22 protein-coding genes and 1 riboswitch are annotated in these 20,514 nt (G+C 66.2%); all 22 genes read right to left on the bottom strand.

Annotation, left to right across the window (positions count from 1 at the left end; translation table 11 throughout):
* Window positions 1-39 precede the first annotated feature (39 nt).
* Complete coding sequence (gene murA, locus VGL40_11625; GenBank protein ID HEY3315911.1) at window positions 40-1,320, bottom strand: UDP-N-acetylglucosamine 1-carboxyvinyltransferase; 1,281 nt, start codon at window positions 1,318-1,320, stop codon at window positions 40-42.
* A gap of 289 nt (window positions 1,321-1,609) precedes the next feature.
* Window positions 1,610-2,761 (bottom strand): UDP-N-acetylglucosamine 2-epimerase (non-hydrolyzing), encoded by a 1,152-nt coding sequence (gene wecB, locus VGL40_11620; protein HEY3315910.1) that lies wholly within the window; start codon window positions 2,759-2,761, stop codon window positions 1,610-1,612.
* Window positions 2,762-2,891: 130 nt separating this feature from the next.
* Window positions 2,892-3,953 carry an MraY family glycosyltransferase gene (locus VGL40_11615; protein HEY3315909.1) on the bottom strand — a complete coding sequence of 354 codons (1,062 nt, stop codon included), beginning with the start codon at window positions 3,951-3,953 and terminating at the stop codon, window positions 2,892-2,894.
* Between the two features lie 172 nt (window positions 3,954-4,125).
* A complete protein-coding gene (locus VGL40_11610) occupies window positions 4,126-4,434 on the bottom strand; it encodes a nucleotide pyrophosphohydrolase (GenBank protein ID HEY3315908.1) in 309 nt (102 codons plus the stop codon).
* The gene (locus VGL40_11605) at window positions 4,397-4,900 is read right to left on the bottom strand and encodes a cytidine/deoxycytidylate deaminase family protein (protein HEY3315907.1); all 504 of its coding nucleotides are present in this window, start codon (window positions 4,898-4,900) and stop codon (window positions 4,397-4,399) included. Before VGL40_11605 ends, VGL40_11610 begins: the two co-directional genes overlap by 38 nt.
* 99 nt (window positions 4,901-4,999) lie before the next feature.
* Window positions 5,000-5,560, bottom strand: a complete 561-nt coding sequence (locus tag VGL40_11600) for a TIGR01440 family protein (GenBank protein HEY3315906.1) — start codon at window positions 5,558-5,560, stop codon at window positions 5,000-5,002.
* Window positions 5,561-5,573: 13 nt separating this feature from the next.
* Window positions 5,574-6,035: a ribose 5-phosphate isomerase B gene (rpiB, locus tag VGL40_11595; protein ID HEY3315905.1), complete on the bottom strand. Its 462-nt coding sequence runs from the start codon at window positions 6,033-6,035 to the stop codon at window positions 5,574-5,576.
* Entirely contained in the window at window positions 6,035-6,532 is a 498-nt protein-coding gene (locus tag VGL40_11590; GenBank protein ID HEY3315904.1) for a low molecular weight protein arginine phosphatase, read from the bottom strand. Before VGL40_11590 ends, rpiB begins: the two co-directional genes overlap by 1 nt.
* Before the next feature lie 85 nt (window positions 6,533-6,617).
* Window positions 6,618-7,700: an L-threonylcarbamoyladenylate synthase gene (locus tag VGL40_11585; GenBank protein ID HEY3315903.1), complete on the bottom strand. Its 1,083-nt coding sequence runs from the start codon at window positions 7,698-7,700 to the stop codon at window positions 6,618-6,620.
* A gap of 10 nt (window positions 7,701-7,710) precedes the next feature.
* On the bottom strand, window positions 7,711-8,649 hold the full coding sequence (gene prmC / locus VGL40_11580) for a peptide chain release factor N(5)-glutamine methyltransferase (GenBank protein HEY3315902.1): 939 nt from the start codon (window positions 8,647-8,649) through the stop codon (window positions 7,711-7,713).
* Window positions 8,646-9,719 carry a peptide chain release factor 1 gene (gene prfA / locus VGL40_11575; GenBank protein HEY3315901.1) on the bottom strand — a complete coding sequence of 358 codons (1,074 nt, stop codon included), beginning with the start codon at window positions 9,717-9,719 and terminating at the stop codon, window positions 8,646-8,648. The genes prmC and prfA overlap by 4 nt, the downstream gene beginning before the upstream one ends.
* Window positions 9,720-9,724: 5 nt before the next feature.
* On the bottom strand, window positions 9,725-10,681 hold the full coding sequence (locus VGL40_11570) for a DUF1385 domain-containing protein (GenBank protein ID HEY3315900.1): 957 nt from the start codon (window positions 10,679-10,681) through the stop codon (window positions 9,725-9,727).
* 103 nt (window positions 10,682-10,784) lie between these two features.
* Window positions 10,785-10,985 (bottom strand): 50S ribosomal protein L31, encoded by a 201-nt coding sequence (rpmE, locus tag VGL40_11565; protein ID HEY3315899.1) that lies wholly within the window; start codon window positions 10,983-10,985, stop codon window positions 10,785-10,787.
* Between the two features lie 176 nt (window positions 10,986-11,161).
* Window positions 11,162-11,863 (bottom strand): thiamine diphosphokinase, encoded by a 702-nt coding sequence (locus tag VGL40_11560; GenBank protein HEY3315898.1) that lies wholly within the window; start codon window positions 11,861-11,863, stop codon window positions 11,162-11,164.
* Window positions 11,856-12,386, bottom strand: a complete 531-nt coding sequence (gene thiT / locus VGL40_11555; GenBank protein HEY3315897.1) for an energy-coupled thiamine transporter ThiT — start codon at window positions 12,384-12,386, stop codon at window positions 11,856-11,858. Before thiT ends, VGL40_11560 begins: the two co-directional genes overlap by 8 nt.
* A gap of 80 nt (window positions 12,387-12,466) precedes the next feature.
* Window positions 12,467-12,571, bottom strand: a riboswitch (TPP riboswitch).
* 72 nt (window positions 12,572-12,643) lie between these two features.
* Window positions 12,644-13,474 (bottom strand): M23 family metallopeptidase, encoded by an 831-nt coding sequence (locus tag VGL40_11550; GenBank protein ID HEY3315896.1) that lies wholly within the window; start codon window positions 13,472-13,474, stop codon window positions 12,644-12,646.
* Between the two features lie 188 nt (window positions 13,475-13,662).
* Window positions 13,663-14,307, bottom strand: coding sequence for a fructose-6-phosphate aldolase (fsa, locus tag VGL40_11545; protein ID HEY3315895.1), 645 nt, complete (start codon window positions 14,305-14,307; stop codon window positions 13,663-13,665).
* 36 nt (window positions 14,308-14,343) lie between these two features.
* Window positions 14,344-15,171, bottom strand: a complete 828-nt coding sequence (locus VGL40_11540; GenBank protein HEY3315894.1) for a 3-keto-5-aminohexanoate cleavage protein — start codon at window positions 15,169-15,171, stop codon at window positions 14,344-14,346.
* Between the two features lie 14 nt (window positions 15,172-15,185).
* Window positions 15,186-15,590 (bottom strand): hotdog domain-containing protein, encoded by a 405-nt coding sequence (locus VGL40_11535; protein HEY3315893.1) that lies wholly within the window; start codon window positions 15,588-15,590, stop codon window positions 15,186-15,188.
* 334 nt (window positions 15,591-15,924) lie between these two features.
* Window positions 15,925-16,302 (bottom strand): response regulator, encoded by a 378-nt coding sequence (locus tag VGL40_11530; protein HEY3315892.1) that lies wholly within the window; start codon window positions 16,300-16,302, stop codon window positions 15,925-15,927.
* Window positions 16,302-19,913 carry a S8 family serine peptidase gene (locus VGL40_11525; GenBank protein HEY3315891.1) on the bottom strand — a complete coding sequence of 1,204 codons (3,612 nt, stop codon included), beginning with the start codon at window positions 19,911-19,913 and terminating at the stop codon, window positions 16,302-16,304. The genes VGL40_11530 and VGL40_11525 overlap by 1 nt, the downstream gene beginning before the upstream one ends.
* A gap of 5 nt (window positions 19,914-19,918) precedes the next feature.
* On the bottom strand, window positions 19,919-20,514 hold a 596-nt coding region (locus tag VGL40_11520; protein HEY3315890.1), incomplete at its 5' end, for a hypothetical protein.

Here is a 20,514-nt window from a genome sequence, read left to right as displayed (position 1 = left end):
GCCCCGGTCGTCATGTCATTGCGCACACCATATGAGTGCTCAGGAACTCCGGAGAGCCAGAAAGGCTTCGTCCAAGCGTGCCACCACTGCCCCAAGGGAGCGCAGTTTCCCTTCGATGTTGACGTAGCCGCGATCGACGTGATTGATGCCCCAAACCTCGGTCTCACCCTCGGCCGCCAGGCCGGCCACGATCAGCGCGGCCCCGGCCCTCAGATCCGGGACTCTGACGGGGGCTCCCGATAGGCCCGGCACGCCCTTGACGATCGCCGTGCGGCCGTCGATGACGATGTCGGCTCCCATCCGTTTGAACTCGGCTACATGCATGTAGCGGTTTTCGAAGACGGTCTCCGTGATCACGCTGGTGCCGCCGGCGATGGTCAAGAGGGCCATCATCTGCGGCTGCATATCGGTGGGGAAGCCCGGATAGGGCATGGTCTTGACATCCACCGGCCGTGGCCGGTCGGGTCCGACGACCCTGATCCCACCATTGTCCTCGATCACCAGCGCCCCGCATTCGGCCAGTTTGGCGATGACCGGTTCGAGGTGCTCGGTCACGGCGTTGCCGACGTAGACGTCACCGCCGGTCATGGCCGCCGCGACCATGTATGTCCCTGCCTCGATGCGGTCTGGGATAGCTCGATGGCTGGCCGTGTGGAGACGGTCCACTCCTTCGATCCGAATGACTTTGCTCCCTGAACCTTGAATCCTCGCCCCCATCGCGTCTAGTAGGGTGATCAAATCACCGATTTCCGGCTCCTCGGCCGCATTCTCGATGATCGTGACCCCTTCGGCCAAGGTGGCCGCCATGATCAGGTTCTCGGTCGCGCCAACGCTCGGGTAGTCAAGATAGATACGATTCCCCCGGAGCCGCCGGACCCGGGCCTCGATCGTCCCGTGCTCGGTCTCGATCACCGCCCCCAGGGCCCTCAGGCCCTTGAGATGCAGGTCGATGGGCCGCGTCCCGATGGCGCAGCCCCCGGGAAGGGACAGTTTGACTCGGCCAAGCCTGGCCAGGAGCGGCCCCATGACCAGGACGGAGGCCCTCATCTTGCGGACCAAGTCGTACGGAGCCTCATGGGCCTCGAGATCCTTGGCACTGATGGTGACCAGTCCGGGTTGATGGATCCGGACGTCGACTCCCAATCGTTGGAGGACTTCGCAGATGGTGAAGACATCGTCAAGGGGCGGGATGTCGAACAGGTTAACCTGTTCGTCTGTGAGGAGGGCGGCCGCGATCATCGGTAGGACGGAATTCTTGGCTCCGGCAGCGGTCACCCGACCTTCGAGCCGGGTTCCACCCGTGACCACGATCCGATCCAATATTGGCAGCCTCCTGCAACAGTCTGGTAAAGCCTGGGTATCACCCCCTATCCTTTCCAGCGATAGCCGGCTTATGCCGTAACCCCAGGGTCATCCAATTAGGGGCAAAAAAATGGCGCCCGCGTGGCCCCCCAAGGTCGTAGGAAGAAGCATGCCTTCCCATGACTTAGTATGGACCGACGACGGGCGTCGAATTCGCCAATCGCGCCTAATCCAAGCCGATTTTGATAGAAATCAACCCGAAGCATGCCACGGCCAAGCGTCACTGGCCGGCCGTGGTAATCCTGGGTTACGCTCGGAAATCAACCGGACGCGGCCCGCGGTTGAAGTGATGCTTGATCGCGGCGACGATCCGGTCGGCCGCATGGCCGTCGCCGTAAGGATTGGCTGCCTTGGACATGGCCGCGTAAGCCGATTCATCACCGAGGAGCCGACCGACCTCATCCACGATCCGCTCCCGTTCGGTGCCGACGAGCCTTACCGTGCCGGCCTCGACGGCCTCCGGTCGCTCCGTGTCGTCGCGGCAGAGCAAGACCGGCGTGCCGAGCGAAGGTGCCTCTTCCTGAAGCCCGCCCGAATCCGTCAAGATGAGGTCGGCCAGGTCGAGGAGATTGGCCCAATCCGGGTAGTCCAGGGGCTCCTCCAGCCGGACCCGCGGCTCGCCGGCGAGGATCCGGCGGGCCGGCTCCTGCACCTCCGGGTTCTTATGAACGGAGAAGACGATGACGACGTCGCTTCGCGCTCGAGCCACGTCGCGCAAGGCCAGGCAGACCTGCTCGATGGGCGGACCGAGGTTCTCGCGACGGTGGCAATCGACGGCGATGATGTGCTCCGGTCGACTCCGCAAGGCCCGAAGGCTGTCGCGTCGGAATTCGTACCCCGGCTTGACGGTCCAGAAGAGGGCATCGATGGCCGTGTTACCGGTGACGAAGATGGCCTCGGCCGGCTTGCCCTCACGCATCAGATTGCCCCTGGACGTGGCCGTCGGCGCGTAGAGGTAATCCGACAGCGAATCGGCCAGGACCCGGTTCATCTCCTCCGGATAGGGCCGCCACTTGTCGTGGGTCCGGAGGCCGGCCTCGACGTGTCCTACCGGGATCTTACGGTAAAAGGCCGCCAGGGCGGCGACGAAGGAGGTGTGGGCGTCGCCGTGGACCAAGACCAGGTCCGGGCGCTCGGCCTCGATGGCTTCCTCCAGTCCGCGCAGGGCCTCGGTGACGATGTGGCCAAGGGTCTGCCGGGGGACCATGATGTTCAGGTCATATCGGGGGGCGATCTCAAAGTGCCGCAGGACCTGGTCCAGCATCTCACGGTGCTGGCCGGTCACGGCGACCACGGAAAGGAAGTCAGGGTCGGCGGCCAGGGCCCGGACGACGGGGGCCATCTTGATGGCTTCCGGTCGGGTGCCGAAGCACGACATGACCTTGAGCGGTGCGGGCATCTTGTTTTGCCCCTCCTTGACTCGGACGGCGGGGCGACTGGCGGGGCACGGGGCCAATGGCCACAGCCGTCCGGGAAGCTACAAAAAAGCCTAGCCCGTGGGGCTAGGCCGTCAGGCGATGGGAAACGAGCTATCCTTTGACATGCTTGCCCTGGTTGCCCGAGGTCCCGGTTCTGATCTCGAGGACGCCCAGACGCCTGGCCACCACGAAGACCGCGGCGACGAGGACAGTCAGCACGATCAGGCCGCGGGCCGGGCTGACCTCGGTGAAGAGGATGGCCCCGGCGCTGAACAGGCCACTGACCCCGTAGAGCACGAGGACGGCCTGCTTCTGACTGAGTCCGAGGTCGAGCAGCCGATGGTGGACGTGGCCGCGATCGGCTTCATAGACCGGCCGATGATTTATCGACCGGCGGACGATGGCGAAGAAACCGTCAAAGATGGGTAGCCCCATGGCCAGCACCGGGACAACCAGGCCGACCGTGGTCGCGCTCTTGACCAGCCCGTCGACGGAGATGGCCGCCAGGGCGTAGCCGAGGAACATCGAGCCGGAATCGCCCATGATGATCCGGGCCGGGTTGAAGTTGAACGGCAGGAAGCCAAGGGTGGCTCCGGCCAGGGCGGCGGCGAGGACGACGTCATCGACCTGTCCCTGCTTGAGGGCCACGAAAAGAAGGGTCAGGGAGGCGATGGAACACACCCCGGCAGCCAACCCGTCCAGCCCGTCGATGAAGTTGACCACGTTGATCAGGCCGACCACCCAGATGACGGTCAGGGGGATGCTCCAGACACCGAGGAAGATCAGACCGCCCAAGGGATTGGTGAACTCGTGGATCTGCACCCCCGAGAAGACCAGGACCAGGGCTGCGGCGATTTGAAAGACCAACTTGACCTTGGCCGACAGGGGCCGAAAGTCGTCGATGGCGCCGACGATGATGATCAGCAAACCACCGAGGAGGATGCCACGGTCGCCCGAATCCTTCAAACCCACCGCGACCAGCGCGGCGACGGCGAAAGCGATGAAGATAGCCAGCCCGCCGAGGCGCGGCAAGGGTCGCTTGTGAACGCCGCGGGCGTGCCGGATTCCGGGCCGATCGACCGCCCCGGACCTGACGGCAAGCCTTCGGACGAGTGGGGTCAGGAGCGCGGAACCCAAGGCGGTGGCGGTAAGAACGAGCCAGGGAAGGTCCACGGGCACACTCTCCAAGAAATCGATTGATGACGCCGGACCAATTGGGGCGGAGACTGCCGACGAAACATCGACAGGGCCTGAAGACGGCCCATAAGATTGTACCCCCGTCGGGCGGATTCTGTCAACTTGTTACCGCTCGACCTCAGTCGACGCGTGGCTTGACCGCCTCTGGCTAATCCTTGTCCAGCTTGAGGTAGCCTTTGCGGAGAAGCTTGTCGATGTGCTCAGCCAGGGCGTTCTTCAGGTCGACGTCGTATTGCTCTTCGAGGACATAGATCATGGTGATGGCGGTCTGGGCGACGTCCAAGAGGTCCCGGCCAATCTGGGCCAGGTGCCCGGAGAGGGTCGGATCGCCGGCCTCATGCCAGCGGGTGATGGTCGACCCCAGCTCACCCGTCTCTTCCATCAGCTTCAAAGCCGTCCGATCGATGCTTGGGCGAATGTTATTCAGACGAGGCAGGGAGATCGTCTTGGTCTGCACCGTCGCACCCCCTTGTCCGGACCTCCGGATTGTAGCGGATGACCTCGACGACGGCGTCCTGAAGAAAGCCCGCGGAGAAGTCGTCGGGGTAGGCATCCGCGTAGATGAGGCGCCGGATGCCGGTGTTGATGATCATCTTGGCGCAGGTGACGCAGGGGAAGGTGGTGCAGTAGATGGTCGCCCCCTGCAGGCCGACGCCGTGCAGGCTGCCCTGGATGATCGCGTTCTGCTCGGCGTGGAGGCCGCGACAAATCTCCTGCCGCTGGCCGGACGGGATGTTCAGCTTCTGGCGCAGGCATCCGGCCTCGGCGCAGTGGGGAAGATTCATCGGGGCGCCGTTGTAACCGGTGGTCAGGATGCGCTTGTCCCTGACGACCACCGCCCCGACCTGCCGCCTTAGGCAAGTCGAGCGCTCGGCCACCACCCTGGTGATTTCCATAAAGTATTCGTCCCAGCTTGGACGCAAGAGTCCGTCGCCCCCTCGGCCCGGACGCTCCGGACCGCAAATGTTCCTTAATGCTTCGCGGTCGGCCGGCGTTCTCCCGCTCGGCCGACCCCGCTTTCCTCAATGATCCGTAGGTCTGACGTAGACGGCCCGTTCGCCCCCAATGAGCTTGGGGCGGGTCCTCGCGGCGGTCAGGTGGGCCGAGCCGATCTCCTTGAGGGACAGGCGGACGGGCACGGCCACGCGGCGGAGATGCATGCCGATGAAGGTGTCCCCGATGTCCAGCCCGGCATGGGCCTTGATCTCCTCGACCACCACCGGGTCGGTGAAGAGGTCCATAGCCGTGGCGGCCATTGCCCCGCCGGCCTTCGCGACCGGGTAGACCGAGACTTCCTCGAGACCGTAGGCCTCGGCCGTCTCCCGCTGGACGACGACGGCCCGGTTGATGTGCTCGCAGCCCTGGACGGCCAGCCGAACCCGGGCCGCCTTGGCCAACTCGATGATGGGCTGGAGGATGGCCTCGGCGACCTCCCGGTTGCCGGCCGAACCAATCTTCTGGCCGGCCACCTCGCTGGTGCTCCCGCCGACGATGAGGATCTGCCCCGGCTTCAGATGGGCCGCCTCAAGCAGTTCCTCGGCGGCCCGGCGGGCCTGGGCGGCGATGTCTTCGAGGAAAGCCAAGCGCGCCACCCCCCTACTTGACCGAGCCGGCCCAGTCGCGCTCGATGGCGGCGATCTTGTCAAGGCGCCTGGCGTGGCGCCCGCCGCCGGCGTATTCGCCGGCCAGCCAGGTCCGGACGATTTCGAGGGCCAGCCCGGGACCGATGACCCGGGCGCCCATGGTCAGGACGTTGGCGTCGTTATGCTCGCGGGTCATCCTGGCCGAGAAGACATCGTGGCAAAGGGCCGCCCTTACGCCGGGGACCTTGTTGGCGGCGATGGACATGCCGATGCCGGTGCCGCAGATGAGGATGCCGCGGTCGGCCTCGCCGCCGCTGACCGCCTCGGCGACCTTCCTGGCATAGTCGGGGTAATCGACCGAATCGGCTCCCTCGGTGCCGAAATCGGTGACGGCGATCCCCTGTTCCTGAAGACAGCCGACGATCTCGTGCTTCAGAGCCACTCCGGCGTGGTCGCATCCGATGGCCAGACGCACTAATCGATCCCTCCATCTGAACTCTGCATGGGTTGCCCCGGTCTCCCGGGGAAGTTCAAGCGATCGACGACCCGCTCGACCGCCTCGGCAAGCTCGCTGACCGAGCGACGATAGGTCTCGAGCGATTGACCGAAGGGGTCGGCGACATCCAGCCGCTCACCGGTGACGAATTCCTTCAGGGTGAAGGTCTTCTCGATGGCCCGAGGGACAAGCCCGACGACCCGGTCCATGTGCCGCGAGGTCATCGTCAGGATGAGGTCGGCTTCGTCGATAAGCTGCCGGTCCAACCGCCGCGCCCGATGGTCGCCAAGGTCTATCCCTCGTTCATTGACGGCCGCTTTCGCGTTGACCGAAGCCGACTCGCCGGTGAAGGCGTCGGTCCCGGCCGAGGCGACCTCGACCCCCTGGATTCGCTTGTCCTCCAGCGCCCGGCGGGTCAAGGCTTCGGCCATCGGACTGCGACAGGTGTTGCCCGAGCAGACGAAGAGCAGTTTCATCGATTTCTCCCTTGATGGTGGCCTATTCCAGGTTAGGATATCCGAGGAAGGGGCGGTTAAGTCGGGACCGGCGGCCCCGGGTGATTCAGTCGCGCCGGCCGACCCGGACGATCCTTTCGGCCGCCTTCCGGAGGCGGTTCATCACCGCCAGCCCGAGCCCGCCCTCATCGACCCCTTCGGCCAGGATGACGTCTACGCCCTCGGCATCGAAGGAACGCAGGCGACGGAAAAGGTTCTCGGCGGCGGCGACCCCGTCGAGCTGCGACCCCAGGCTGGCCATGACAACCCCGGTCCCGGAGGCTTCGGCCAAGGCCGCCGAGTGCTCATCGACGGTGAGCACGCCCACCCGCCGACCGTTGGCGCGCTCTTCGGCGACCCGATCGACGATGGTCGGCACGACCAGGTCCGAAGGACCCAGGAAGAGGGTCAGTGGGGCCCGCGGCGAGTAGTGGGTGTACTTCATCCCCGGGGCGCGGGGGCGTCCTGCGCTCGTCGAACCCGGCGACTCAGGGCCACCCACCTCTCCCAGGAAGGCCAGGAGTTGCTCCTTGGTGACCCCGCCGGGCCTCAGGATGAACGGCGGCTCGGCGGTCACGTCGAGGACGGTAGACTCCACCCCGACGTCGGTCGGTCCCCCGTCGATGATCATCTCGACCCGCCCGCCGAGGTCGGTCTGGACGTGCTCGACCGCCGTCGGGCTGGGCCGGCCGGAGAGGTTGGCGCTCGGGGCGGCGATGGGCACGCCGGCCGCGCTGATCAGGGCCCGGGCGACGGGGTGGTCGGGAAGCCGCACGGCGACCGTCTCCAGGCCACCGGTGACCACGTCGGGCACCAGCGGGCTGCGCGGCAGGACGAGGGTCAGAGGTCCCGGCCAGAACCTGGCCATCAGCCGCTCGGCCTGGCGGGGCACCTCGGCCAGCAACGGACGGACGGCCGCCGGCTCGGCCACGTGGAGGATGAGCGGATTGTCCTGCGGGCGGCCCTTGGCCACGAAGATGCGGGCGACGGCGTCCTCGTCGAGCCCGTTGGCCCCGAGACCATAAACCGTCTCGGTGGGAAAGGCGACCAGCCCGCCGGCGCGGATGACGGCCGCGGCCTCGCTGATGGCCCGGCGACCGGCCTCGGTGTCTAGGTCGCCCGGGTGGATTCTGACTAAACGAGTGTTCATGGGTGGTTGGTCATGGGCGGCCGGCCGGGTTGTCCGCCCGTCGGGTACCCGATGGTGGAGCCGATTCAAGCCCAATCCTTGCCGTGATCACGCGGGAAATGCCGGCCAGGTCGGAGTGATTTTCGATGGTCCCGAAGCCGGCCGCGGCGAGGAGGGCGGCGACCGCCTCAGCCTGTCCGTGGCCGATCTCCAGAGCCAGCCAGCCCGGCCTGGTCAGGACCAGCGGGGCCTGCCCGGCCAAGGCCCGGTAGGCAGCCAGCCCGTCCGGCCCTCCGTCGAGAGCACTTCGCGGCTCGAACTCGCGTACCTCCTCCTGAAGGGAGGGAATCTCGCCGCTCGGGATGTATGGCGGGTTGGAGACGACCAGGTCGACCGCCACGCCGCGGCGGACCAGCGGCTGGAGGTAGTCGCCGGCGACGAACTCGATCTGATCCGCCACGACGTGGTGGGCGGCGTTCTCGCGGGCCAGGGCCAGGGCATCTTCCGAGCGGTCAATGGCCCAGACACGGGCCCCGGGCACGGTCTTGGCCAAGACGATGGCCAGGCAACCCGAGCCCGTCCCGACGTCGGCGATTCGCGGTTGGGGGTGTCCGGCCCCGACGATGGCCAGGGCTCGCTCGGCCAGCCCCTCCGTCTCCGGGCGCGGGATCAGACCCCGCGGGTCGACGGAGAAATCCAGGCCCATGAAGCCCTCGTGCCCGAGGACATACTGCAGCGGCTCGCGAGACATCCGGCGCCGCACCAGCCCCTCGAAGTCGGCCGCCTGCGGCCGGGTGAGCGGGCTCCTATAGTACAGGGGCAGCTCCAGGCGGGGACGCCCGAAGATCTGCCCCAGAATGACGGCGGTATCGTATTGAGGATTCGGGACACCGGCCCCTTGCAGCCGCTCGGTTCCCCAGGCCAGAGCCTCCCGGACGGTGCTTCCGACCGACAGGCCTTCAGCTCTCATTGGACGCTCAGCGCCTTGAGCCGCTCCGCCTGGTCGGCGGCGGCGAGGCCCTCGATGTACTCATCGAGCTCGCCATCGAGGGTCTGGTTGATCCGATAAATGGTTAGACCGATGCGATGGTCGGTGACTCGGCCGTCCGGGAAGTTGTAGGTCCGGATCCGCTCGCTGCGGTCGCCCGTGCCGACCTGGGCGCGGCGGTTCTGGGCCAGCTCCGAGTCGCGCTGTTCCTGGATGTGGCTTTGTAGCCGGGCCCGCAGGACGCGCATGGCCTTCTCGCGGTTCTGAACCTGCGACCGCTCGTCCTGGCAGGAGACGACGATGCCCGACGGGAGATGGGTGATGCGGACGGCCGAATAGGTCGTGTTGACGCTCTGGCCGCCCTTCCCGCCTGAACAGAAGACGTCGATCCGCAGGTCCTTCGGGTCGATCTGGACGTCCACCTCTTCGGCCTCGGGCAGGATGGCCACGGTGGCCGTCGAGGTGTGGATGCGGCCGGAAGCCTCGGTCGACGGGACCCGCTGGACCCGGTGGACTCCGCTTTCGTACTTCAGGCGCCCGTAAGCGCCGTCGCCTTCGACGACGAAGATGATCTCTTTGTAACCGCCGATGCCGGTCTCGTTGGCGCTCAGGATGTCGGTCTTCCAGCCCTGACGCTCGGAGTAACGCATGTACATGCGGGCCAGGTCGGCCGCGAAGAGGGCGGCCTCCTCCCCGCCGGCCCCGGCCCGGATCTCGACGATGATGTTCTTCTCGTCGTTGACATCGCGGGGCAGGAGGAGGACCTTCAACCCCTCCTTGAGTTCCTCGATGCGCCGCTCGTACTGGGCGGCCTCGGCCTCCACCAGTTCCTTGAACTCCGGGTCGAGCTTGTCTTTGAGCATCTCGCGGTCATCGGTCAGGCGGCGGTCGATTTCCTTGTATTCCCGGTAAACCGCCACCAGCTCGCTCAAGACGGAGTGCTCCTTGGCCAGCTTCTTGAACTGGGCCGGCTCGGCCAGCACTCTTGGGTCGGCGAGGAGCTGGTTGAGTTCCTCGTACCGCTCCTCGACCGCTTTAAGCTTATCGAACATGGTGATTACACCCCTTGAACGTTGGCGGCGGCGGGCAAGATGGGCTCGGCCGCCGGGGCCGGAATCTCAAAGCCGACGCCCGTGCGGGCCCCCTTGAGGGCGGCGATGGCCACCTCGACCTGGCTGTCGTCAGGCTGACGGGTGGTCAACCGCTGCAACCAGAGGCCGGGGGCGACGGCCCAGGCGATGAGGGGAGACTTCGACCGGCCGGAGAGCCGGATGATTTCGTAGGACAGGCCGGCGACCACCGGCAGAAGGGCCAGCCTGGTGGCAATCCGTTGCCAAACGCCGGGCCAGCCAAAGAAGGAGAACAGGATGATGCTGACGACGACCACGAAGAGGAGGAAGCTCGTCCCACAACGGGGATGGAGGGTGGTCTTGGCGTGGGTCGCTTCGACCGTGACCTCCTGGTCGGGACAGGCTTCGTAGGCCAGGATGACCTTGTGCTCCGCGCCGTGGTAGGCAAAGACCCGCTGGATGTCGGCAAGCCTGGTGATGGCCGCCAGGTAACCCAGGAAGATGGCCAATCTGAGGACGCCTTCGACGAGGTTCAGGACGATCGGCTGCCCGGACAGGTACCGCTTGACCAGTCCGATCGCCAGGGTCGGGGCGACGACGAAGAGGGCGATGGCCACGGCCACGCCGATGAGCATGGTCAGGCTCATCTCGGCGGCGGTGACCTTCTCCCCCTCGCCCTCGGCCATCTGGTTAGAGGAGAAGACGAGCGCCTTCAGCCCCAGAGACACCGAGTCATAGAGAGCCACGGCCCCGCGGATGACGGGCCACCCGAGCCACTTGTAGCGACGGGACGCGGGCACGGCCGGGTCGACCTGACAGATGATTGAACCGTCGGCGCGCCGAACGGCGGTGGCCATGACGTCGCGGCCGCGCATCATCACCCCTTCGATGACCGCCTGGCCGCCGTAGTTGAATTCCTTGGACGGGCTGGACCGATCAGGCATTAACCCTCACCTCCCCGAAAGACTGGTCGAGTTCCGGCCGCTAGAAAGCGCAAAAATAGCAGAGCAAGGGCTCTGCTATTCTCAGCGAAGTGATGTCCGGACGCTACTTGAGCCCGTACTTCCTCTTAAACCGCTCCACGCGGCCGGCGCTGTCGACGATGCGCTGCTGCCCGGTGTAGAACGGGTGGCACTTGGAGCAGATTTCAACCCGGATACTCTTCTTGGTCGAACCAACCTCGTAGGTGGCTCCGCAAGCGCAGGTCACCGTGGTCTTTTCATACTTTGGGTGGATCTTGTCCTTCATGGCGAAGCCCCTCTCCATACTTGATCCGGCCGCAAAAACCAGGTTTGACGCCGGTTTCGGCCCGATCAAGTGGGCCGAGCGGCCAAAAAACAGCGTTCTTTGGAGCGAACGCTCTTAGATTATAGCACAAGCCGCATGGTGCCGCAACTCAGGAATCTTCTGGTGAATCTTCTACTTTACGTGCCCGCCAGGTCCGCGACGACGACGATGAGCCGGCCCGCCGTCAGGGTGACCGTGCCGGCCGGCGCCACGAGTTGGTTGGAAACCCCCAGGGTCGAGCCGTGGGCCAAGGTGGCCGCCGAGAGCGGATATTTGAAGCCCGTGAGGGTGATCCCGCGGCACCGGGGGGTGGCCGAGAAGAGGCTCACCGTCAGGCCGGGTCGCCCCTCGATCCGGGCAACCTCGCCTGGTCGGACCAGGAAGGCCCGCTCGGAGCCGTCGTCCAGGCCCACCCTGAGGCCGCGGGCTTCGAACCGGCTGAGGAGGTTGAGGTTGGCCAGGGAGTGGTCGAATCGCCCGCCCAGGGCGCCGGTGACAGTCACGTCACCGGCCCCGGCCGCCAATAGGTGGTCCAAGGCAAGCTCCAGGTCGGTTTTGTCCTTCTCCACCGGGAACTGCCAACGGGGGCACCCCCGCTCCTCAAGCCACCGCGCGTCCCCCGGAGGAAGGGAATCAAAATCCCCCAAGAGCAGGTCGGGAAGGACCCCGAGCCGGACCGCGACCGTGCCGCCGCTGTCGGTGCAAAGGAGGAAGTCCCCTGCCGCCAGGGACTTCCGGACCAGCTCCAGGGAGACCCGCGGGCCCCCGGCGATGACTACGGCCGGTCGGCCGTGCGGCGGCCGCAAGGCGGGGCCGGGCCGGCCCACCGGGTCAGGCACGGATGTCTCTGAGCTGGTAGCCGGCCCGCTTCAAGGCGGCGAAGACCAGGTAGGTCAGGAAGGCACTGATGACCAACTCGGGCAGGAGATAGCTGCCGTTGTAGATGGCCGAGTAAACCCAGACATTCTGGCCTTTGGGGGCTGAACTGGCGAAGAAAACGACGCCGGAGACGAAGTGACAGACGAAGCGCAGGGCGACCCCAAAGGCCGCCCCCGCGGCCGGCCACCGCCGGATCAGGCCGGCCAGGCCGAGGACGGCGAAAGCCAGCGGGTAGTCCAAGATAAACTGGGCCGGGTGGACGAAGAACGGCTCAAAGGCGAAGTCGATCAGCCCGTAGGCCGCCCCGGTCAGCATCCCCAGGCCGGGTCCGTAACGGAGGGCGATGTAGATGAGCGGGACCATGCTCCCGGCGGTGATCGAGCCGCCCGCCGGCAGCTGGTAGACCTTGACCAGGTGGAGCACGACCGCCAGGGCGATCATCACCCCGGCCTCGACCCACGCCTTCACTGGAAGCTTCTTCAACTCGCGTTCCCCCTTGTCCGGGGAAAACGAAAGCCGCAGCCCCCGCAGGTGCTGCAGCCGTCAGATGTGGTCATTGGGTCCGGTTCCGGCGGTCGCTTCCCTACGCTGGTATTATCCAGGTCAGGTTGGAGGGTTGGAGGCGAATGCCTCCTTTCAGCCCACGAAGAGCACCCCTAGCGGTTTCGTTCCCCATTAAGTTTTCTGGCTCAAATCTACCATGGCCGGCAGACGCCCGTCAATACCCGGCCGGTGGAAATTCACGGGCTCAGACTGGTCACGGGGTCGATTCTCTTGGCGTTGCGGCTGACCTCGAAGTGCAGGTGCGGCCCGGTCGACTTACCCGTCGACCCGACCAGGGCGATGACCTGCCCCTGTTTGACCGGCTTCCCCGCCTTGACCAGGGCCTTCTGGATGTGGGCGTAAAGGGTGCGGTAGCCGGAGGCGTGAGCGATGATGACGGTCTGCCCGTAGCCGGAGATCCAGCCGGTGCCGGCGACGGTGCCATCGGCCGTGGCCAGGATCCTATCACCGTAATTGGCGGCGATGTCAATCCCGTTGTGCATCTCGCCGTCCCTCATCCCGAAGGCGGAGGTGATGGCCCCCTTGACCGGCCAGATGAACCGGACGATGGTCGCCGTCCCGGCTGAGGCGGGCTTGTAGTTGGCTCCCTCCGGGGTCACCGTCGCCGGGACCAGCAGGAGGTCCCCGACGGCGATGCGGTTTGGATCCTTGAGCCCGTTGGCCAGGGTGACATCCTGGACCGTCGAACCGAGCGACTCGGCAATCGTCCACAGGGTGTCGCCGGCCTTGACCCGATACATCTGGGAGCCACCGGGAACGATCAACAGTTGCTGGCCGACCCTGATCAAGTTGCCGCTGAGCCCGTTGGTCTCCTGGATCGTGGCCACGTCGGTCCCGTAGCGGACGGCCAAGCCGTAGAGGGTATCACCGCGCTTCACCTCGTGCCACAGGACCTTTTGGCCGGCCTCCGTGGCCGACGCGGCGGAGGCCGACGAGGCGGTCGGCGTCGTGGCCGCCGGGCTAAACGCGGCCCCGAGAAGCAGGGCCACAGCGGCGCCGAGGAGCAAGGCCGCGAGAGGTCGCCGATTGAGTTGTCGTCTCGTCGTTCATCACCACCTGAACAATCGGTCCTGGCAAAAAACTCAAAGACGTGGCCGGTTGGGCCACGTCAGGAGTATAACCTAGCTGCTCGTTTTTATCCCGGGCGGGAAAGCCTCATGGTCGCCGCAGGGCCGGCGGTCGAGCCGGCCGGCGGTCACTTGCCAAGCTTCTTCCAATCGGCCAGGAAACGATCGATGCCGATGTCAGTCAAAGGATGTCTGATCATCTGCTCGAGGACTTTGAAGGGGATGGTGGCGATATCGGCCCCGGCCTTGGCCGCCTCGACCACGTGGATCGGGTGCCTGACGCTGGCGGCGATGATCTCACCATCGATCTCGTGCAGGAAGAAGATGTCGGCGATGTCCTTGATGACCTGCATTCCTTCGTTGCCGATGTCGTCCAGTCGGCCGATGAATGGGCTGACGAAGGCCCCGCCGGCCTTGGCGGCCATGATCGCCTGGGGAGCCGAGAAAATCAGGGTGACGTTGGTCTTGATGCCCAGGCCGGCCAGGATCTTGACCGCCTTGAGCCCTTCCTTGCACATCGGCACCTTAATGACGATGTTGGGGGCCAGCCCGTTCAGGACCTTGGCCTCCTCGACCATCTTCGGGGCCTCCAGGCTGACTACTTCGGCACTAATCGGCCCCTTGACGATGGCCGCGATCTCCTTGACCACCGTGTGGAAGTCGCGCCCCTCCTTGGCCACCAGGGTTGGGTTGGTGGTCACGCCGTCGACAACGCCCCAGTCGTTGGCCTCCTTGATCTCGTCTATGTTGGCCGTGTCAATGAAGAATTTCATCTCTGCGCCTCCCTGGCTTTCAGTCTTGACCTCTCGTCAGGCTTTCAGTCCCAAGATCATCCGCGCTTCATCCGGCGTGGCCACTTCCCGCCCAAGCTCGCCGGCAATCAGGACGATCCTGGCCACCAGCTGGGCATTGCTTTGCGCCGTAACGCCGCGCGTGTAGAAGATGTTGTCCTCGAACCCGACCCGGACGTGCCCGCCGAGGATGATGGCCATCACGCCGAGGGGCAACTGCGCCCGGCCGATGCCGGCGACGCTCCAGGTGCTGCCCGCGGGCAGCCCGCCGACCAAGTGGATCAGGTTGCGAGGGGTTCCGGCGATGCCCCCCGGCACCCCCATGACCAAATCGAAGTGAAGGGGCGGGGTCAGGAGCCCCCTGGCCACCAAGCGCAAGGCGTTGTCGACAAAGCCGGCATCGAACACCTCGATTTCCGGCTTGATCCCGGCCTCGACGATGCGCCTGGCGAAGATCTCGATGGTCGGGCCGGGGTTGGCGAAGACCTCGTCCCCGAAATTGACTGTGCCGGTGGTGAGGGTGGCCATCTCGGGCTTCAGCGGGCCGGTCAGGGATACCGGCCCGAGGCGTTCCTCGGCGGTCATCCAGACCGCCCCGCCCGTCGAGACCTGGACGATCACGTCGGTCCTGGCCCGGATGAGCCCGATGGCCTTGGCGAAAACGTCGGTACGCTGCGTCGGCCGGTCGTTATCGTCCCGCCCGTGGATATGGACCATCGAGGCGCCGGCCCGGCGGACCTCATCGGCGGCCGCGGCGATCTCCTCCGGGCTGCACGGGAGCGGCGGAAAGTCGGCCTTGGCGATCTCGGCGCCGGTCAGGGCGCAGGTGATGATGAGCTTGTCCATGACCGATAACCCCCTCAGTCGCCGCCCGCGGCGGGACCCGATCGGCGTTGCTTATCGGCCGTGACGACGCAGGTCCCGGAGGCTCTGGCCACCAGGACCGGCGAGGGAAGGACCTCGGCCGCGCTGTCGTTGATCTCGGGGAGGGCGCCGATCACCCGCCAGGCCTCGAACTCCATCTTCCGCGAGGTCCGGCCCTCATGAGTGATCCGTCCGGTGACTTCGAGGTAGTCCCCGGCACGGACGGGCGCCTTGAATTCAACGAGGTCATAGGCCACGAAGAGCCCCTCGTCACCGTCCCGGCGGATGAGCAATTCCGTGGCCACGTCGCCGAATAGACCCATGACGTAGGACCCGGCCACCAGCCCACCCCCGTAGTGCGCGTCGGCTTCGCTGACCCGCAACCTGATCATCACCGTCATCTGCTCCACCGCCTTCTCTGAAGTGTCGACGGTCATCCGGCCAGGACCCCTCGGGGTGAGGGGCCTCGGAGTCAATGAAAGCTATTCCATCCCGGCCTGGGATTCCCCTCCTCGGGATTCGCTCGACACTGGCAGGAGTTTCCAGGATGGCGAAGAAAGCCGTCGGCCGTCCGGGAAACGCCCCCGGAGCCGCCGGGGCCAGGCGGCCGAGCGAAGGTGAGGAAAGACCGAGGAGTCAATCCCCGGACGATAAGCGCGCCAAAACAGAACCCGGAGCCATTGGCCCCGGGCCGGATGCGCGCCCTCGTCGCCCTCGTCATTCGGCCAGCCGCGCTCAGGTCGTCCCCGTCTGACGCCCGCCGAGGGCCTCGATCAGGCGGCTCTTCAGGACGCCCACGTCGAAGGGCTTGACCAGGCAATCCCATAGGCCGAGGGTGGCCCGCAGGTGCTCGTCGGGGAGCCGGTCGCTGGCCGACAAGATGATGACCCGGCAGGCGAACCCGTTGTCGCGCAGGCGCCTGACGAAATCCAGGCCGCTCGCCCCCGGGAGGTTCAGGTCGACCAGGATGAGGTCCGGGGGGTTCCGTTCGACAAGGTCGAAGGCCTGCTCGGCGTTGCCGGCTTCGGTCGCCCGATGACCGAGGCTCTCGGTGATCGTCCTGAGAAGCAAACGGACGGCGGGTTGGTCATCAAGGATGAGGACGTGGCTCATCATTGCCCCCCGGGTCCCAAACGGAGTTCTTCGATGAGGCGGCTCAACCTGGTCGAGGGGGCGCCGTTGGTGGTGGTCCCGCCGGCTTCGGTTTCGCTCGGAGCCGAGTCGACGTGAAGAGTGTATTCGCTGAACCCGAAATCGTCGGCGCTGGCCGTGATCTGTAGAGTCACGCCGTCGGTCCCCGGCTGGACCGGGATGGTGAGGTGACCATCGACGGCCTCATAGGTTCGCCCGTTGATGATGGCCAGCCCGGAGACGAGGGTGCCGGTGTCCGGGTCTCTCAGTTCAAGGTTCACCTCACCGGCACGCCCGGGGGTGAGGCGCCGCTCGGCAGTCTCGATGGTCAGGACCGGCTGGCCCTTGGCCAGGAAGACCGGGAAAAGGGCCAGGGTCTGCTCTTGTTTGGAGTCCCGCACCGCCAGGAAGCCGTAGTACTCGCCGGGGGGGTCGGGGACGTTGGCCCGCATCGTCGCCAGCCAGGTGCTTCCGGCCGGGTGGGTCACGGCTGGGTCGCCGGTGGCCAGCTGCCCGCTGCTCGGCACCTGGGCCGTCTGCAATTCGAAGCTGATATTGGATCGTGCCCCATAGGCTTCAACGTAGACGACGTACTGTCCGGCCGGAGGCTGAGCCACCTCGATGGTCTCGTTGTCGACTCCCGGCCGGGCCGAGTCCCCGAAAGCGACCCAGTCTTTCCTGACCGGGTCATAGCGGTAAAGATACAGGTCGAGATCGGCCTCGGGAGAGGGGTTCGAAGCCGAGACCTTCAGGATGGCGACTCCCGGCGGGAGGTCGGGCAGGGTCTTGGAGAAGGTCTCGCGACCCGTGACCGTCGCCCGTTCGGTCGTCACCTCATTGTAGCCTCGACTGAGTCCGTAACCCACCAGGTTGCCGGTGAAGGACAACCCCTGAGCAGTCACCGAGAACTCTTGGGCCACCTGGTTCGTGGGATTGTCGGCGCTGCCGACGTTGGCCCGCCAGGAGTCGGGGCTGATCTCGAACCCGGACAGCTCGGCGTCAAGCCCGAAGACGGTGGCGTCCCGGCCGAAACGCGACAACGCCGGGGAACTGTAGACGACCACTTCCCACACGCCCGCCTCGGGCTTTTCGACGACCCTCTCGACGGTGGCGGAGCCGAGGGCGTCGGCCGGACCCGTACCCGGGGTCTGGCCACCCTGATTCTGGCCGCCCGGCGGGGGCAGCTGACCGGTCGGCCCGCTCCCATTGGATGCCCCGAGGTCGCTTTCCAGTCCGAGTTGCTCGCTGCCCAAGCCGATGAAGTCGGTCCTGGTCAGCTCCCAGCCGTCCGGACGGTTGATCTGCATCCAGGCCCGGCCTTGATAACCCTGCTTTCCGTCGGATGGGATCGAGAGTCTGATCTTCATCTGGACGGCCCCGTTGGGGACCTCCAGGAAGTAGCGCTTGTAGTGGGCGGCCTCGGTTGTCCCGTTGAGCCGCAGCCTCCAGTCATTCTCGCCGGAGAACTGGTAGGGTCGGACCACCGTGCTCAGGAATTGCATGTCGTCCGCCCGGCTGGCTTCGCCGCGCCCGTAGACCAACGCCGAGTACAGTCCGGGGGTCTCCGGGACGTCATAGTTCAGGTACATCAGCCGCTGGGACTCGGCCGGGACGGTCATCCGTAGGTGATCGGCGGTCACCCAGTCGGCGGTTGAACCAAGGGTCATCCTGACCGCCGTCAAGCCCGGGTTTTCCAGAGTGACGCCGACGCCCGCCGGATCGAAGTCCCGGGCGTAGGTCCCCCCGGCCGCCGAGGGGACGTTCTCGCTGACCCAGGTGAGGATCTTCGGCGAGTCCTCGACCATCCGCTGCAGCTGGCTCCAGGCCGCCGGCAGGTCGATCAGACCGTGGCCCTGCTCGACCGCCTGATAACCATCCAGCGAGCGGGCACCAAGCTCTAAGGAGTTCTTCACCTGCCGGCCCGTGGCGGCCAAGCCGGCTTCGGAGGCGGCCTGGATAAGCAGGGCCGCCGCGCCGGCGGCCAGCGGAGCGGACATGCTTGTCCCCTCGCGGAGCTCGTAGCCGCTGGGCTCGAGCCACAGGGGAACGGTGGAGATGGCCGCGCCCGGGGCGACCAGATTCGGGGCCAGAGAGCCGTCGCGCCTGGGACCGACGGCGCTGTAGTACCAGACGCCCTCGTGGGGAACGTCGAGGTCGTAAAGATGTTTCCACATCAGGGGTGAGAAATAGGCCCCGACGGTCAACGCCTCGTTGGCGTCACCGGGCGTCAGGGCGCTGGACAATCCCGGTCCCTCGTTCCCGGCGGCGATGGCGATCAGCAGGTCGTACTTCAGGCTCAGTTCGGCGATGAGCTGGGACTGGGCGCTGTCGGCCGAACTATTGTCGTTGACCGTGGCCAGGCTGAGGCTGGCCACCTTGGCCCCGTGCTCGGCGGCGTAAACCAGGGCCCGCGAGATGCTGTCCCAGGAGCCGTCGCCGGCTGAGTCGAGGACCTTCAGGGCCATCAGCTTCGCTCCCGGCGCGACTCCCACCGCTCCGGCCCGGAACAGCCCGGCGCTCGCGGCGATCCCGGCCACGTGCGTGCCGTGCCCGTTACCGTCGAAGCCGAGGTTGACCAAGCCCCCATCGCGTCGGATGTTGGTGATGACAAAGGGCATGCCCTGCCGGCCCCCGACTTGCTCGTCGGCGAAGCGTCCGGTCAGGCCCGAGTCGGCGAAGACTTCCAGGGGGGGATCATCGGTGAAGCTGTAATCCCGATTGGTGTCGACGTAGACCGTATCATAAACGCCCGAGCGGTTGGCGTCGACGACAAGCACGGGAAACTCGTCGTTGGTCACCCCGTTGCGGTTGACGTCCTGGCCGATCTCGCCAGCGCTGTTGAGGTTCCTCTCACGGAACATCCCATAGTGATAGCGTCCGCTCCGCGAGGCGATGCGGCCCACGTTCATGCTGCCGTAAGCCGTGCTGATGACGCCGCGGCTGGCCGAGGCGTAGCTGGTCGTGTTGACGTCGCCCTCACCGGTAAAGTCCTGCCAGTCGACGATCTTCTGCTGCCAGGTCGAGGTCATCGCCAGGTCGGGATGGGCCGGGTCAATTCCGGTGTCGATGATGGCGACGGTCACCCCGCGGCCGTCGACACCGGTCCGGCTGTTGAACTCGGCGGCCTTGATGGCGGCGGAGTCGTCCCCGAGGCTCTGACGGACGGAGGTCGGGTCCAGGCCGGCGGCGACGGCCGTCTCCGCCGCTTTGTAGTCGCCAAGTGAGACTCCCGTGTCCGGGCTGAGACCGCGGATGCCGGTCAGTGAGGCGACCCGGACAAGGTGGTCGACGGGGACTGAGAAGGCCAGGTACTCACCGTTGGCTGAAGCGTCGAGGAGGATTCCGCCAAGCCTGGCGATGTCTCGGGCGACTGACCCCGCCTGCCCGTCCTGGGGGACGACCATGATCTTGAGGGTGGAGCGGCCCGCGACCGTGGCCTTGACGATGGCCTGCCGCAACTGCGCGGTGAGGGGCCGCGAGGGCGTGGCGGCCGCAACCGGCGATGAGGCCAGGACCGACGGCGACGGCCCGCCCAGGCTGAAAGTCACGGCCAAGCAGAGGGCTACTATCGTGGTCGATGATCGCCGTTTCATCCCGATCACCTGGGCCTTTCCGCGTTGACGAAGATGGCCTGGCCGCCCTGTGGGTCCAGGGCCAGTTCGATCGAGTCCCCCGGGCGCAGGTCCGTCATTCCAGCCCGCTGCCCGTCGAGGAAGATGGCCGCCCCAGACGCCACTTGATACTGGTGCGTTTCAGGCGGCGTCGATCCACCGGCGGTCATCGTCAGGACTCTCTTGGTCACATCATAGCCGTCGAAGGCCCCGGCCACCGAGGTCCCGGTGGCGTCGACCGCCCTGGCGCGGTTCGAGCCGTCGATGACCTTCAGGATGGCCACAAACCGGTCATCGGGCCGCAAGGCCGACAGCCCGACGGCCTTGCCGTTGCGGAAGACGGCCGCTTCGGGCAAGACGGTAATCGAACGAGTCTCCGTGGTGGGCGAGCCGTCGGGACCGTTGCCCGTGGTCAGGTCATACTGGACTCTCAGGGTGGAGAGATCGAGGGACTTGAACACTCCCTCGACCGAGACCATGTGGGCATCCAAAAAGGTCACCCGGCCGACCGCGTCCAGGACCACCTGCACTTCATCGAAGTAAGCCACGTCGGCGAGGCCGGCCGGCTGGTCATTGCGGTAGA

Source organism: Bacillota bacterium (assembly GCA_036504675.1).
In the GTDB taxonomy this organism is placed as follows: Bacteria; Bacillota; Sulfobacillia; order JAJYWN01; family JAJZPE01; genus DASXUT01.
Note: the sequence above shows the minus strand (reverse complement) of the source record. Positions and strands in the feature narration are given on the sequence as shown.

Excerpts from the sequence above, each read along its gene's own strand:
- wecB (HEY3315910.1), bottom strand. The coding sequence starts at position 2,761 with ATGCCCGCACCGCTCAAGGTCATGTCGTGCTTCGGCACCCGACCGGAA.
- VGL40_11590 (HEY3315904.1), bottom strand. The coding sequence starts at position 6,532 with ATGAAACTGCTCTTCGTCTGCTCGGGCAACACCTGTCGCAGTCCGATG.
- VGL40_11585 (HEY3315903.1), bottom strand. The coding sequence starts at position 7,700 with ATGAACACTCGTTTAGTCAGAATCCACCCGGGCGACCTAGACACCGAG.
- prmC (HEY3315902.1), bottom strand. The coding sequence starts at position 8,649 with ATGAGAGCTGAAGGCCTGTCGGTCGGAAGCACCGTCCGGGAGGCTCTG.
- prfA (HEY3315901.1), bottom strand. The coding sequence starts at position 9,719 with ATGTTCGATAAGCTTAAAGCGGTCGAGGAGCGGTACGAGGAACTCAAC.
- VGL40_11570 (HEY3315900.1), bottom strand. The coding sequence starts at position 10,681 with ATGCCTGATCGGTCCAGCCCGTCCAAGGAATTCAACTACGGCGGCCAG.
- rpmE (HEY3315899.1), bottom strand. The coding sequence starts at position 10,985 with ATGAAGGACAAGATCCACCCAAAGTATGAAAAGACCACGGTGACCTGC.
- fsa (HEY3315895.1), bottom strand. The coding sequence starts at position 14,307 with ATGAAATTCTTCATTGACACGGCCAACATAGACGAGATCAAGGAGGCC.
- VGL40_11540 (HEY3315894.1), bottom strand. The coding sequence starts at position 15,171 with ATGGACAAGCTCATCATCACCTGCGCCCTGACCGGCGCCGAGATCGCC.
- VGL40_11535 (HEY3315893.1), bottom strand. The coding sequence starts at position 15,590 with ATGACGGTGATGATCAGGTTGCGGGTCAGCGAAGCCGACGCGCACTAC.
- VGL40_11530 (HEY3315892.1), bottom strand. The coding sequence starts at position 16,302 with ATGAGCCACGTCCTCATCCTTGATGACCAACCCGCCGTCCGTTTGCTT.
- VGL40_11525 (HEY3315891.1), bottom strand. The coding sequence starts at position 19,913 with ATGAAACGGCGATCATCGACCACGATAGTAGCCCTCTGCTTGGCCGTG.